Annotated in this window: 14 protein-coding genes; 6 read left to right on the top strand and 8 right to left on the bottom strand. The window is 36.5% G+C overall.

Features of this window, described 5'->3' with window-relative positions; translation table 11 throughout:
- Positions 1–11: 11 nt before the first annotated feature.
- Both Q8S25_RS05575 and Q8S25_RS05570 read right to left on the bottom strand, forming a co-directional pair.
- Positions 12–839 carry a hypothetical protein gene (locus Q8S25_RS05575; RefSeq protein ID WP_305535674.1) on the bottom strand — a complete coding sequence of 276 codons (828 nt, stop codon included), beginning with the start codon at positions 837–839 and terminating at the stop codon, positions 12–14.
- A gap of 5 nt (positions 840–844) precedes the next feature.
- The gene (locus Q8S25_RS05570; protein ID WP_305535672.1) at positions 845–1678 is read right to left on the bottom strand and encodes an ATP-binding cassette domain-containing protein; all 834 of its coding nucleotides are present in this window, start codon (positions 1676–1678) and stop codon (positions 845–847) included.
- Between the two features lie 178 nt (positions 1679–1856).
- On the opposite strand from Q8S25_RS05570, the gene greA reads away from it, so the two are divergent.
- On the top strand, positions 1857–2333 hold the full coding sequence (gene greA, locus Q8S25_RS05565; protein WP_305535670.1) for a transcription elongation factor GreA: 477 nt from the start codon (positions 1857–1859) through the stop codon (positions 2331–2333).
- Between the two features lie 9 nt (positions 2334–2342).
- Entirely contained in the window at positions 2343–2738 is a 396-nt protein-coding gene (locus Q8S25_RS05560; protein WP_305535668.1) for an HIT family protein, read from the top strand.
- 1 nt (position 2739) lies between these two features.
- Here Q8S25_RS05560 and ruvC read toward each other — a convergent pair whose 3' ends face one another.
- On the bottom strand, positions 2740–3300 hold the full coding sequence (gene ruvC / locus Q8S25_RS05555) for a crossover junction endodeoxyribonuclease RuvC (RefSeq protein ID WP_305535666.1): 561 nt from the start codon (positions 3298–3300) through the stop codon (positions 2740–2742).
- Between the two features lie 88 nt (positions 3301–3388).
- Between ruvC and Q8S25_RS05550 the strand changes: the two genes are divergently transcribed.
- Both Q8S25_RS05550 and Q8S25_RS05545 read left to right on the top strand, forming a co-directional pair.
- The gene (locus Q8S25_RS05550) at positions 3389–4354 is read left to right on the top strand and encodes a lysylphosphatidylglycerol synthase domain-containing protein (RefSeq protein WP_305535664.1); all 966 of its coding nucleotides are present in this window, start codon (positions 3389–3391) and stop codon (positions 4352–4354) included.
- 3 nt (positions 4355–4357) lie between these two features.
- Positions 4358–5155: a DUF3108 domain-containing protein gene (locus Q8S25_RS05545; RefSeq protein WP_305535662.1), complete on the top strand. Its 798-nt coding sequence runs from the start codon at positions 4358–4360 to the stop codon at positions 5153–5155.
- Between the two features lie 14 nt (positions 5156–5169).
- Here the strand turns inward: Q8S25_RS05545 and Q8S25_RS05540 are convergent, their stop codons facing one another.
- From Q8S25_RS05540 to Q8S25_RS05520, 5 genes are read right to left on the bottom strand one after another with little or no spacing between them, the layout of a single operon-like run.
- Positions 5170–6039 carry an MBL fold metallo-hydrolase gene (locus tag Q8S25_RS05540; protein ID WP_305535660.1) on the bottom strand — a complete coding sequence of 290 codons (870 nt, stop codon included), beginning with the start codon at positions 6037–6039 and terminating at the stop codon, positions 5170–5172.
- Positions 6040–6043: 4 nt separating this feature from the next.
- Positions 6044–7354, bottom strand: a complete 1311-nt coding sequence (locus Q8S25_RS05535) for an MFS transporter (protein ID WP_305535658.1) — start codon at positions 7352–7354, stop codon at positions 6044–6046.
- 5 nt (positions 7355–7359) lie between these two features.
- A complete protein-coding gene (locus tag Q8S25_RS05530) occupies positions 7360–8157 on the bottom strand; it encodes an undecaprenyl-diphosphate phosphatase (RefSeq protein WP_305535656.1) in 798 nt (265 codons plus the stop codon).
- Between the two features lie 21 nt (positions 8158–8178).
- On the bottom strand, positions 8179–8424 hold the full coding sequence (locus Q8S25_RS05525) for a DUF3098 domain-containing protein (RefSeq protein ID WP_305535654.1): 246 nt from the start codon (positions 8422–8424) through the stop codon (positions 8179–8181).
- 44 nt (positions 8425–8468) lie between these two features.
- Entirely contained in the window at positions 8469–9344 is an 876-nt protein-coding gene (locus Q8S25_RS05520; protein ID WP_305535652.1) for an ABC transporter permease, read from the bottom strand.
- 178 nt (positions 9345–9522) lie between these two features.
- On the opposite strand from Q8S25_RS05520, the gene leuS reads away from it, so the two are divergent.
- Positions 9523–12309, top strand: coding sequence for a leucine--tRNA ligase (leuS, locus tag Q8S25_RS05515; RefSeq protein ID WP_305535650.1), 2787 nt, complete (start codon positions 9523–9525; stop codon positions 12307–12309).
- Entirely contained in the window at positions 12296–13432 is a 1137-nt protein-coding gene (locus Q8S25_RS05510; RefSeq protein WP_305535648.1) for a hypothetical protein, read from the top strand. Before leuS ends, Q8S25_RS05510 begins: the two co-directional genes overlap by 14 nt.
- Positions 13433–13460: the final 28 nt, after the last annotated feature.

The following is a 13460-nucleotide window of genomic DNA, read 5'->3' as shown; positions in this document are numbered from 1 at the left end:
CTCTTTTTAGTTTAAATCTGCTTCTCCTTAATTTTAAAGTAGCTCATTGTCCAGCAGCTTATGTATAAAAATATTGGTAAAAACCAAGCTATTATTGTGAACCAAAGATTCGGTAATTTCACAATTCCTGTGGGCTGGTGCTTATCTCCAATACTAAAAGAAACGGTGAAATATTGCCCACGTGGCATAATAGGTTCAGGAATCATTAAATCCAACATTTTGTTGTTTAAGAATATCAAAGCAACTACAGTTAGAATAAATAAGATGACGGTTTTGACATAGGCATTATTGATAAAACTCAGTGACCCTAAATGCGCAATAGAAGTAGTGATAAAGTACATAATCAATATTTCTTTTATTAGTACTGTATTTGAATTAAATAGGTACATTGCTTTATAGTAATGCTTCTCTTGTTCAACAATCCATTTCGGTATTGATACAAATTCATTATAAATGGTACACATTAACCAGTCAATGCTGGTAAAGCTGATTAAAAACACAATGATGTAAACGAATTGGGTTAAAACAAAACTGATCAATAGTTTTTCACCAGTCGTTGCCGGCAATAAAATGAATTGAATGGTTTTAGGTTGCGATTTAAAAAAGCTATAGAAACTGGCAGAAAATAATGTCCCTCCTAAAAAGATTCCAATTGTAAAAAGCATTTTTCTATCCCCAGATGGGAACATATTATGAAAACTCCCAACAATTAATAATCCATAGATTAAAAAGATTATGCCAAAACCCGCGATAAACATCAGCAGATAGCGTCTGCCATTTTCTTTGAAATTTTTTCTCAATAAAAGTTGTACCCTCCTAAAACTGAACTCGTTATTCATAGCCATTAATTGAAAAGTTGTTTTATTTCATTTTTATTGTTGATTCCAGCATTAAAGAACAGTTCAAGATCTAGTTTGGTCGCTTCATCTTCCGAGGTTCTTTCTTTTACAATTAGATTACCCGCTAAACTGCTTTCGTAGTATAAATACTGTTCAGTAGTTGAAATGTCGGATGACAACTTAAATACTAATTTTTCTGTGATGGATTCAGTATCGGTGTTTACAATTATTTCGCCCTCATCAACTAATATAATTTTATCAATCAAACTGTCTAAATCTTTTACTTGATGTGTACTGATGATCATGCAGGTATTTTCATTAATAACACTTGCGATTAATTTTCGAAGTTTTCTTTTGGATGGTATATCCAATCCATTGGTTGGTTCATCTAGAATAATGAGTGAAGCATTGGATGCCATCCCTAAAGCAATCCAAACCTTTTTCTTTTGACCAAAACTCATATTGTTCAAGTTGGTCATTGGAATATCAAACTCCTTTAAGTAATGTAAGAATTGCTCATTATTGAATTTTGGATAAAAGGGCATATGTTCGGCGCCAAAATCAAGCACATGCAAACTAGGTGTATCAATTTCTTCTGGGATGAAAAATACCTCATGCAGAAACGAGGGTTCTCTTTTGGTAGGGTCTGCATTAAAAACAGATAGTTTTCCGTGCGTCGGATAAACCAGCCCAGCCATTAGTTTAAGTAATGTAGACTTTCCTGCTCCATTTTTACCCAATAGTCCATACACACTGCCCGCCTTCAATTCTAAATCAATATTGGCGTAAAGTAGTTTTTGTTTGGGGTACCCAAAACTAACATTGTTAAATCGGATCATTATTGGTGTATTAGTGTAATAGTACACAGTAAAGCTATAACTTTTTTTGATATCACCTAATTTTTTTTAAAATGGCTTCTGTGCCATGGAATGATTAATTCCCTACCTTTGTATTTATGCAACGCCGCAGTCAAATGTGGCGTTGTATTTTTTTTTACCAATCTTAAAGTCGGGTACCATGAGTGAAACCAATATGTATGTTACGAAAGAGACTTTCGATAAGATGCGCGAGGAATTGCAGAAAATGAAATCTGTTGACCGTCCTGCCGCTTCTAAAGCTATTGCTGAAGCTAGAGAGAAAGGTGATTTAAAAGAAAATGCCGAATACGATGCAGCCAAGGAAGCGCAAGGTATGCTTGAGGCAAAAATAAAGCAATTAGAAGGCGCTATTGCCAATGCTAAAATTGTAGATACCAGTACCATTGATACCAGTAAAGTAACCATATTGACCAAAGTGACTATTACCAATATGGCTACTAAAAAAACGGTTACCTATCAAATAGTTGGTGAGAAAGAAGCCGACTTAAAATTGGGTAAAATTTCTGCATCTTCTCCAATTGGTAAGGGCTTATTGGGTAAAGTTAGGGGCGAAGTGGCTGAAGTGCAAGCACCCAATGGTGTCATTAAATTTAGGGTGGAAGAAATTACAGTTTAAATTAAAGTCATGACTATTTTCTCAAAAATCATTGCTGGAGAAATACCTTGTTATAAGATTGCAGAGAACGAACAGTTCTTTGCTTTCTTAGACATTTTTCCTCTGGTAAAAGGTCATGTATTGGTTATACCTAAAATTGAAACAGATCATTTTTTTGATTTGCCTGATGATTACCTTACTCAAATGTTGCTATTTGCGAAACCCATTGCCAAAGCAATAGAAAAAGCCTTTCCTTGTAATCGTTGCGGTATCAGTGTGGTGGGATTAGAAGTGCCACACGCACATATGCACCTTGTTCCCATTAACAGCGCCGATGACTTAAATTTTACTAGAGGTAAATTATCATTAAGCCAAGAAGAACTGCGGTCGGTTCAACAAAGTATTCTGGCTGAACTGCATCAGTAAATTACTTTCTTACCCTTCCTTCATTTTTTGCAATAAAATCGCCCCAGCCTTTCAGCGCTTTGCCTTTTACTGCCAATGGACTATTGCTTTGGTAAAAATGACAAAGTGCAACAGCCAGTGCATCGGTTGCATCAAAATAGACTGGCTTTTTTTCGATCTGCAAAGTTAATTGAAGCATTTTCCAAACCTGGTCCTTGTCTGCATTACCATTGCCGGTGATGGATTGCTTCACTTTTTTAGGGGCATATTCGGTCACTGGAATTTGCGATTGCATAGAAGCTGCAATGGCTACCCCCTGAGCTCTGCCAAGCTTTAGCATACTCTGCACGTTTTTTCCAAAAAAGGGGGCTTCAATAGCAAAACTGTTGGGCTTGTATTGAGCAATTAATCCTGATATGGTTCTATAAATGATTTCGAGTCTGGCATAAATATCTTTTTCCTTGGTCAACTTTAAAGTATCCATTACAATCAATTCAGGCTTTCCTTTACGAATTCCCAACAATGCATACCCTAATAATTGTGTGCCTGGATCAATCCCCAAAATAACTGAGTCGTATTTCATTCTGTAGTGAAAATAGGCATTATTGATAAATCAGCTACACCCTTACCTTTACAAAAAAATTAGTTTGACCAAGGGCACCAAAAACTTTTTGAATTACTTGCTTGGACCATTGTTGTTTATATGGCTTAGCTGGGCAATATATAAGCAAATTCAAGCCCAAACTGATTTAGAACAATCTTGGCAAACTATCTTACTGGCTTTAAATGGTCCGAATAATTGGAAGATTGTTTTAGTGTCCTTATTGATGTTGGTTAATTGGGGAATTGAAGCGCGAAAATGGCAAATACAAGTAAAAGGGATTGAGCGTCTATCTTTTCTTAATGCGTTTAAAGCAATTCTAGCAGGTCAAGCAATGGGTTTTAATACCATTAATCGAATTGGAGAACCAATTGCTAGGGCGGCATTTTTAAAAAATGGAAATAAAATGCGTGGAGCTGTGCTCTCCATAGTAGGAAGTATGGCCCAAATTATTGTGACTTTTGCAATGGGCACGCTTGCGTTGATTTATATGCGATTAAATATTTTGAATGGAGATCGTCAATTAGAGGGCTTGTCTGTTTTTTGGTTAGATGCATTGATTTACGTAATTGGAATGGGTATTTTGTTATTCTCCTTGGCCTATTTTAAACTCGCTGGATTAATTCAGGTACTTGAAAAAATTCCTTTTATTCGCAAGTACCAATTTTTTCTGGAAAAATTAGAAGACTTTCATTGGAATGAATTGATACGATTACTATCGCTCTCATTGGTTCGATACTTTGTTTTTTTAGTTCAATATTATATACTCTTGCAGGTATTCGATATTCATGTTTTTTGGCTTGAGGCTTTTTCCTTAGTAGGGGTGATGTTTTTGGTATTGGGCATTGTTCCAACCATTGCATTGGCCGAGTTAGGATTTCGAGGGAAAGTGAGTTTATTGTTATTGGGATTAATTAGTAGTAATTCCGTTGGTATTATTGCAACCGCAGCTGGCATTTGGTTAATTAACTTAATCTTACCAGCAATTGCTGGTACATTGTTTATATTAGGGATAAGAATTTTTAGAAACAAGTAAGAAATGGGTGCTAAAAAATTATTGATTGTATTTTTATTAGTGATTTTAGTAAAACCACTTTCTGCAGGAGATGATTTCTGTGGTATAAGGAATTATGCATTTCAAAGTGGAGAACAAATTTCGTTCACTGTTTTTTACAACGTAATTGGATTGTATGTAAATGCAGGTGCGGCTACTTTTACTGTTAATTCAGACAAATTAAATAATACGCCAGTTTATCACTTAGTAGGTGCTGGTAATTCTAATAGCAGCTACGATTGGATATTTAAAGTGAGAGACAAGTATGAAAGCTTTATTGATACGGCTAATTTGCAGCCCATTAAATTCATCCGAAATGTAGATGAAGGTGGATACAAGATTAATGAAAATGTAACTTTCAATAGAACTGCCAATACCGCTACTAGCGAGAAGGGGACTGTTAAAGTGCCCAACTGTGTGCAGGATGTATTAAGTGCAATCTATTATGCTCGCAATATTGATTTTGAAAAATACAAGCCTGAAGATAGAATTCCATTCACTATGTTTTTAGACAATGAAGTTTATAATTTATATATAAAATATTTGGGTAGAGAAACCATTAAAACACGATATGGTAAGTTCAATGCCATTAAATTTAAACCATTACTAGTTAAAGGAACTTTATTTGAAGGGGGCGAAAAAATGACTGTTTGGGTGAGTGATGACGCCAATCATGTTCCACTTAGAATTGAAAGCCCCATTGTTGTAGGTAGTGTAAAAGTGGATATGATGGGATACAAAAACTTACGTTATCCCTTTAGCTCACTTATTTCTAAAAGATAGTATTACCTTAATAATTAAAGGTCTGCCAAGCGAAGTACTTGGTTCATTCGAATACCCTTTTCTGTTTGATGAACCGTGCAACATTCAATGGATGGATCATGCTCAAAAAATAAAATATATTCTTGTTCCGCTGCTTCTTGTAAGAACGATTTTTTCTCTTTTAAAGTAGTTAAAGGAAACATATCATAGCCCATGATATATGCAAGTGGAATATGCGAGGCAGAAGGCAATAAGTCTGCCATATAAACAATGGTTTTGCCATTGTAATTAATTTGCGGCAACATCATACTCTTGGTATGACCATTTACAAAGCGAATGCTGATATTATTCGTAAACGAAACTTGCTCTAATAGTCCGTCTTTTGTAAACTCATTAGTAGGAGCGTCAATCATTTTTAATTGACCACTTTCTTGAATGGGTAAAATATTCTCCTTTAAAAAAGAAGCTTTTTCTCTATCGTTGGGATGTACAGCCCAATCCCAATGAATGGGGTTGCTCCAGTAAGTTGCATTGGGGAAATAGGTAACCAGTTGGTTGTTTACTTTTTCAATACTTCCTCCGCAATGATCAAAATGCAAGTGGGTATGAAATACGTCTGTAATATCGTTTCTGGTAAAACCTAAGCCTTGCAATGCTGTATCTAAATCAATGGTTCCGCTCATGCCGTAGTGACCAAAGAACTTTTCATCCTGCTTAAAGCCCATTCCGGTATCAATCAAAATGAGTTTGTTGTTGTCTTGAATAAGCAAGCTTCTTAATGCCCAATTGCATAAATTATTTTCATCGGCTGGATTTTGTTTATTCCAAAGTGATTTGGGAACAACTCCATACATTGCTCCTCCATCCAATTTAAAATAACTATGATTAATGGCGTATAATTTCATAGGACTATTTTTTAGCTTGCAATTTATTTGCAGAAATTAATATGAGTAAACCGATGATGAAAAATATTTCTAAAACCAATACTGAATTTCTTTGTGAACCGGAAATCTCATTGATGTACCCAAAGCTAAACATACCTACTACAATGGATACTTTCTCGGTTACATCATAGAAACTAAAATAGGAAGTAGTATCAGGTGTTTCTGGCATTAATTTGGCATAAGTGCTTCTGCTTAGAGCTTGTATTCCTCCCATAATAAAGCCTACTAAAACAGCAAGGCCATAAAATTCGTTGATGCCATTTCTGGGTAACAAATACCCAATTACACAAAGGATAATCCATAAAACAATGGTGATCATTAATGCCGTAAAATTGCTGGTTTTCTTAGATAACCAAGCAATCGTAAATGCGCCAGGAATCGCAATTAATTGAATAATTAAAATGGCAATAATCAGATTCATGGTCGGAATATTCAACTCACTCTTGCCATACAAGGTGGCCACCAACATCACTGTTTGAACCCCCATATTGTAAAAGAAAAAGGAGAACAAGAATCTTCTTAAAACGGGTAACGATTTTAATTGTTGCCAAACTTTATTTAGTTCTTTGTACCCACCTGCAAGAATTTGCTTAGAAGATCTACTCCCCCCCGCTGGTACCGATTTTGGCAAACGCTTTAAAGCAAACTGCCCAAATCCCCACCACCAGATCCCAACCAGCAAAAAAGAAATTTGAGAAGCTTTGCCTACGGTAATGCCAAAACTATCTGGGGATAAAACAAATACAAAACAAATGACTTGTAAAATCATACTACCAGTATAACCCATGGCAAATCCTTTTGCACTCACTTTATCTCGATCTTCTGGTGCAGCAATTTCTGGCAAGAAGGAATTATAAAAAACCAAGCTACTCCAAAATCCTATGCATGCAATAATTAAACAAGCCAATCCAAATGCTAAGTTGTTCTTGTCGTAAAAATACAAGGCAGAACAGGCGATGCTACCCAGTGTACAAAAGAAAAATAAAAACTGTTTCTTATTCCCTTTGTAATCTGCAATGGAAGACAAAATAGGCGATAACAAAGCAACAATGATGAATGCAAACGAAAGTGCATAATTGTACAAAGAAGTATTGACGAACTCTCTTCCAAACAATACCACGGTATCGTTCAGTGTTTGATCGTTACCGTCTCCTGTTACGGCTTCGTAATAGGCAGGGAAAATGGTAGAAGTAATGACTAGGTTGTAGGCACTATTGCCCCAATCGTACATTGCCCAACCATTGATTACTTTTTTGGAGGCAGTTTGTGTGGACATGATTTTTATTTCAAGTGTCCGGTTAAGATAAGAATAATTAAGATCATCCCTACAATTACCCGGTACCAACCAAATAGTTTAAATCCATATTTCTGTAAATAAGTGATAAAAAATTTGATGGCCAATAGTGCTACAATAAATGCTACTACATTTCCTAAACCCAATAAAATCATATTGGAGCGGGTGAAAATTAATTCAGGTGTTTCTGTGTAAGCTTTCAATAATTTGTAGCCCGTTGCAGCAGCCATAGTAGGTACTGCTAAAAAGAAAGAAAATTCAGCAGCTAGTTTTCTGGTTAAGCCCTGTTGCATGCCCCCAATAATACTGGCTGCACTTCTGCTAACCCCTGGTATCATTGCAATACATTGCCAGAATCCAATGATAAAAGCCTTTTTATTGGTTACTTGTTCATCAATTGAAATGGTAGGGTTTTTGAAAAAGGAATCAATAAAAATTAAGGCAACACCGCCCAATACCATGGTAATAGAAACCACCATCGGACTCTCTAATAAAGCATCAATAGTATCAGAAAACAACGCACCTAAAATTAAGGCAGGTAGAACTGCAATGATGAGTTTTAAATAAAAATGCCAACGATTCAGTGGAAAGAATTTGCCCCTGAATAAAATGACCACTGAACAAATAGCTCCCAACTGAATGGCTACTTCAAATAGTTTAGTAAAATCATCCTTCGCAATCCCCATAAAAGAACTGGCAATAATCATATGACCAGTGGAAGAAATGGGAAGGAATTCGGTAACCCCTTCAATAATGGCAATGATAACGGCTTCTAAATAAGTCATAAGAATAAGTACTATTAAGGTCTAAGCCACAGTTTTTGGCTTCTTAAAGATGGCGTAAACTTCAATTAATAAGCCAACTACAATTAAAATGGGTGCTACAGTTATTCTTGTGCTGCTGTATACTTCATTATTAGCAAATACATTGGGGTCTTCGCTCTTACCGCCACTCATTAAAAACATACCCAATGCAATCACTAGTCCACCAACTAGCATTAAAATGAAATTTTCTTTTGAGAAAAGTGGAGTGGTTTTATTGGTCGTACTCATGGTCATTATTTATAAATTTTTATAATTCGGATTGCTAATATCAACTAATACAAATCGTCTAATTTCATTTTCAAGTATTTCAATACACTTCTATGTGTGCTCAAAACAGAAATACCTACACCTAAAATAATCAATCCTCCAAATAGTAGTAGCGTATGATTGGTATTTCTGATTCCTTTTAATTGCGGAAATTGAGATTCGGCCCAACCAATTAAGGAGAATAAAAGTAAGATGGCAATACCTGAACTAATGAGTCCATTTACCACTGCGCGGATATTGAGGGGGCGTGCAATAAACGACTGCGTTGCTCCCACCATTTGCATAGTCTTAATCAAGAATCGATTGCTAAACATGGCCAATCGAATGGTATTATCGATGCTAAAAATCACAATAACACAAAGGGTGATAGCCACTACTAAAAAGATTAATCCAATTTTAGATGCTCTTTCGTTTAAACTGGTAACCAAGCTTTGAGGGTACTGTAAATCGGTGATTTGATTGCCATAATTGGCCATTAAATCGGCACTGATGACTGATAAACTGTCTTTGTTTACGTATTCGGCTTTTGCATAAAAATCGATGCTCTCAGGCAATGGATTTACGTCTAAGATTTTGGCCCAGTCTTCGTTGTTTTCTTTATTCCAAATTTCCTTGGCGGTATTTTTGTCTACGTACACTACGTTTTTGGCGTAGGGTTTTGCTGCAATAAACTGTTGAATTTGGGCAATCGTGTCTTTGTTTAAGGTCCGCATATAGGCACTTAACCTGATATCTTCTTTAAAGGTATTTCCAACTGAGTTTAGGTTAAGGAAAAACCAACCCATGATTCCCATGATTAATAAAACCAGTGCTACCCCTACAACAGTGTAGATATAATTGGGTTTTCCCCTCTTCAATGATGCTTTTCCTGCTTGAGCCATAATTTGTATTCCTTTTTTTACCGCTTCAATTAACGAGTGCTATGCTGTAAGAACGCTACAAATGTAGGGTTTTGACGGCTAAAGACTTACATTTGCACCCCTAAACCTGTGTTGAAAATAAGCGAATATTTTTGGGCAGGCGTTAAAGAAACGCAAATAAATAAAAAGGGCAGGCAAGATGGACTATCAATTTAGAGCAATTGAACAAAAATGGCAGGAGCATTGGAAAAATTCCGGAGCATATACGGTTCCCAATATCAGCGAAAAACCCAAGTACTATGTATTGGATATGTTTCCTTATCCGAGTGGAGCGGGTTTGCATGTAGGCCATCCGTTGGGTTATATTGCTTCTGATATTTTCAGCAGGTATAAAAGACTAAAAGGCTTTAATGTATTGCATCCCATGGGATATGATGCCTTTGGATTGCCCGCAGAACAATATGCCATTGAACACGGTGTTCATCCTGCAACCAGCACTGTTCAAAACATCAATAACTTCAGACAACAATTAGACAATATTGGTTTTTCTTACGATTGGAGCCGAGAAGTAAGAACTTGTGAGCCCGATTACCATAAATGGACCCAGTGGATTTTCTTGCAATTATTCAATTCTTTTTTCAATAGGCATACCCAAAAAGCAACGCCTATTAATGAGTTGATTGCTTTGTTTGAAAAAGAGGGAAACACTGTACATGAATGCCCTGCTAATAATCAACTACAATTTACTGCGGCTGAATGGAAGGCTTTTTCTGAAAAAGAACAGCAAGACATTTTAATGCAATATCGTTTGGCATTTTGTGGATATGGTGAAGTGAATTGGTGCGAAGCGCTTGGTACAGTATTGGCCAATGATGAAGTAGTAAACGGATTGAGTGAGAGAGGTGGTCATCCGGTAGTGAAGAAAAAATTAAGACAATGGTATTTGCGCATAACCGATTATGCCGATCGATTAATCAGCGGCTTAGATCAAATTGAGTTCAGCGAAGCCATGCGCGAAATGCAAACCAATTGGATTGGAAAATCTTACGGGGCCGAAATAGATTTTGCCATTGCCCAATCGGCAACTGACCAACCATTGCGGGTATATACTACCCGACCTGATACCATTTTTGGTGTAGACTTTATGGTAGTGGCTCCAGAGCATGAGTTGATAGCGCAGATAACCACAGCGGAACAAAAACAAGTGGTTGAAGAATATATCACTTACGTTAAAAGCAGAAGTGACAGAGAGCGTCAGGCAGAAAAGAAAATCACTGGTTGCTTTACGGGTGCTTATGCATTGAATCCTTTTAACCAACGACCCATTCCTATTTGGATATCTGAATACGTATTAGCTGGTTATGGTACAGGAGCAATTATGGCCGTTCCTTGCGGAGACGAAAGAGATTTTAAATTTGCGAAACATTTTAATATACCCATCACCAATATTATTGGTGAACATTTTAATGGAGAAGAAGCCAATTCAACCAAAGATGTGGCGCTGACTAATAGCGAATTTTTAGACGGGGTTATTTTAAAAGATGCCATTGCAATTGTTATTGACAAGCTGGTTGAAAGGGGCATTGGTAAACGAAAAGTGAATTATAAAATGCGGGATGCTGCATTTAGCAGACAGCGTTATTGGGGTGAACCCTTTCCCATTATTTGGAAAGAAGGTATTGCGTATCCTTTAGATGAATTGAATTTACCTTTGACCTTGCCTCAGGTAGACAGTTATGCACCTGGTCCGGAGGGAGAAGGGCCGCTGGCGAATATTCCTGAATGGATTCATCAATATGATTCTATTGTTCCTGGCGGTGCGCTAGAAACCAATACCATGCCGGGTTATGCTGGTAGTAGTTGGTATTTTTTACGTTATATGGATCCGCATAACAATGAGGCTTTCTGCGATAAAAAAGTGAGTGATTATTGGAATCAAGTAGACTTATATATTGGGGGAACAGAACACGCCGTAGGCCATTTACTCTACAGTAGAATGTGGACCAAAGTATTATTCGACTTAGGCCATATTGGTTTTGATGAACCATTTAGAAAACTCTTGAACCAAGGAATGATTCAAGGAAGTTCAAGATTTGTTTATCGGAATAAACAAAACCCCAATGAATTTATTTCTGCAGGATTAATAAATGAATACGATACCAATCCAATTCATGTAGACGTCAATTTTGTTGATGGATTTGAATTAGATATAGCTGCATTTAAGCAATGGCGAAATGGAGAATATGCCAACGCAACTTTTGTATTAGAAAACGGCAAATACCTCTGCGGTGCCGAAGTAGAGAAAATGTCGAAGAGTAAATTCAATACGGTTAATCCAGATGTATTGGTAGAAAAATATGGTGCCGATACTTTCCGCATGTACGAAATGTTCTTAGGTCCTGTAGACCAGAGCAAACCTTGGGATACCAAGGGTATTGAAGGCGTGCATCGTTTCTTGAAAAAACTTTGGCGTTTATTTTATGATGAATTAAAAGGGAAGGTTTGGAACAACGATAGCCCTAATCCATCTGAGCAAAAAGTATTGCATAAAACCATATTGAAAATTCAAGAAGATACGGAGCGGTTTAGTTTTAATACTGCGGTGAGTACGTTCATGATTTGTGTGAATGAATTGGCCGATTTAAAATGCAATAAGAAAGCTGTTTTAGAACAAGTACTGATTCTATTAACGCCTTATGCGCCACATATTAGTGAAGAACTTTGGCATCAGTTGGGGAATACAGGTTCTATTTTAGATGCAACATTTCCTGCATTTAATGCATCTTATGTTCAGGAGTCATCTAAAGATTACCCAGTGAGCATTAATGGAAGGGTAAGAACCAATATTAATTTGCCTTTAGATATGGAAGCAAAAGAGGCGCAAAATATTGTACTTGCGAATGAGTTGGTACTGAAATGGCTAGAAGGTAAACAGGTAAAGAAATTTATTTTTGTAAAAGGGAGAATGATTAATGTCGTTATATAAGTTTTTTTTGGGCTTAGCCCTTAGTACATCATTAGGGGTTCATGCTCAGGATACTGCAGTGCCATCTCCTAAAAAAACGTTTAAAAATTTTATTAATCCAGATTCATTGCCTTTAATGAATTTGCGTATTGTGCCGATTCCTATTCTTACATCTACACCAGAAACAGGTGTTCGATTTGGTGGTGCATTGGAATATTTTTTTAACGCAAAAGAGAAAGACTCCGAAGCAAGGGGCTCTTATATACATGGTCAATTAACTTATAGTACACTAGGGCAATTTGAAGCAAAAGCAACCTGGCAAGTTTTTACCAAGGGAGAAAAATTTGTATTCCGCGGGGCTGCTGGGTATAGTACTTACAACGATCGTTTTTGGGGAATAGGAAATAACACTGTGGCAGAAAATAATTATTTAGCACAAGATTACAGCAGAATTTTCTTAGAATCTAGAACATATCGATTGCTGAAAAATCAATGGTATATTGGTTTAAAACTAGATTATAACGATGTTTATAACGTAGTAAATGCAAAGCCTTTAACGCCTGATCAAAATGATGTTCCTGGTATTTATGGAAGTAAAACTATTGGATTGGGACCAGCCATTTTATATGAAGGAAGAGATTTTCCTTTTAGTGCACACCAAGGTGCTTATGCAGAGGTTTACTTTTCTAAAAACTTTTCTTTTAAAAATAATCCCTACGATTTTAATACTTGGTTTTTAGACTTAAGAAAGTATTATCCATTAACCAAGAATAGTACACTTGCATTTCAATTGAGCAGTATACATACTACAGGTAATGTACCATTAAGAGAATTACCCAAGGTAGGAGGATCCGTACTGATGCGTGGGTATTTTACAGGGAGGTTCAGAGATCGCTCTTTTACGGCGCTTCAAGCAGAGTACCGCTTTCATATTTGGCGTTGGGTATATGGTGCAGCATTTGGTTCTGCTGGGTTGATTGATGATGCCCTGAGCAGCTATTCCACCGATAATCTTTTAAAAGCAGGCGGACTAGGGCTTCGCTTTTTGGTTAATAAAAAGAATCGAATGTTTCTTCGTTTAGATTATGCACGAAATAGTACTGCTGGCGGGGCTTATTATATTAGATTGAATGAAGCATTTTAAGCAGTCTATCTAAGCTTCCTACATATTT

The organism is Sediminibacterium sp., assembly GCF_030695065.1.
Classification (GTDB): Bacteria; Bacteroidota; Bacteroidia; order Chitinophagales; family Chitinophagaceae; genus Sediminibacterium.
The sequence above is the reverse complement of the archived record's forward strand: the minus strand, read 5'-3'. Positions and strand labels throughout refer to the sequence as shown.

Bases quoted from the DNA above. Each gene is read 5' to 3' on its own strand.
- Q8S25_RS05545 (WP_305535662.1), top strand. From the start codon at position 4,358: ATGGGTGCTAAAAAATTATTGATTGTATTTTTATTAGTGATTTTAGTA.
- Q8S25_RS05570 (WP_305535672.1), bottom strand. From the start codon at position 1,678: ATGATCCGATTTAACAATGTTAGTTTTGGGTACCCCAAACAAAAACTA.
- Q8S25_RS05575 (WP_305535674.1), bottom strand. From the start codon at position 839: ATGAATAACGAGTTCAGTTTTAGGAGGGTACAACTTTTATTGAGAAAA.
- greA (WP_305535670.1), top strand. From the start codon at position 1,857: ATGAGTGAAACCAATATGTATGTTACGAAAGAGACTTTCGATAAGATG.
- ruvC (WP_305535666.1), bottom strand. From the start codon at position 3,300: ATGAAATACGACTCAGTTATTTTGGGGATTGATCCAGGCACACAATTA.
- leuS (WP_305535650.1), top strand. From the start codon at position 9,523: ATGGACTATCAATTTAGAGCAATTGAACAAAAATGGCAGGAGCATTGG.
- Q8S25_RS05525 (WP_305535654.1), bottom strand. From the start codon at position 8,424: ATGAGTACGACCAATAAAACCACTCCACTTTTCTCAAAAGAAAATTTC.
- Q8S25_RS05540 (WP_305535660.1), bottom strand. From the start codon at position 6,039: ATGAAATTATACGCCATTAATCATAGTTATTTTAAATTGGATGGAGGA.
- Q8S25_RS05520 (WP_305535652.1), bottom strand. From the start codon at position 9,344: ATGGCTCAAGCAGGAAAAGCATCATTGAAGAGGGGAAAACCCAATTAT.
- Q8S25_RS05530 (WP_305535656.1), bottom strand. From the start codon at position 8,157: ATGACTTATTTAGAAGCCGTTATCATTGCCATTATTGAAGGGGTTACC.
- Q8S25_RS05510 (WP_305535648.1), top strand. From the start codon at position 12,296: ATGTCGTTATATAAGTTTTTTTTGGGCTTAGCCCTTAGTACATCATTA.
- Q8S25_RS05535 (WP_305535658.1), bottom strand. From the start codon at position 7,354: ATGTCCACACAAACTGCCTCCAAAAAAGTAATCAATGGTTGGGCAATG.
- Q8S25_RS05560 (WP_305535668.1), top strand. From the start codon at position 2,343: ATGACTATTTTCTCAAAAATCATTGCTGGAGAAATACCTTGTTATAAG.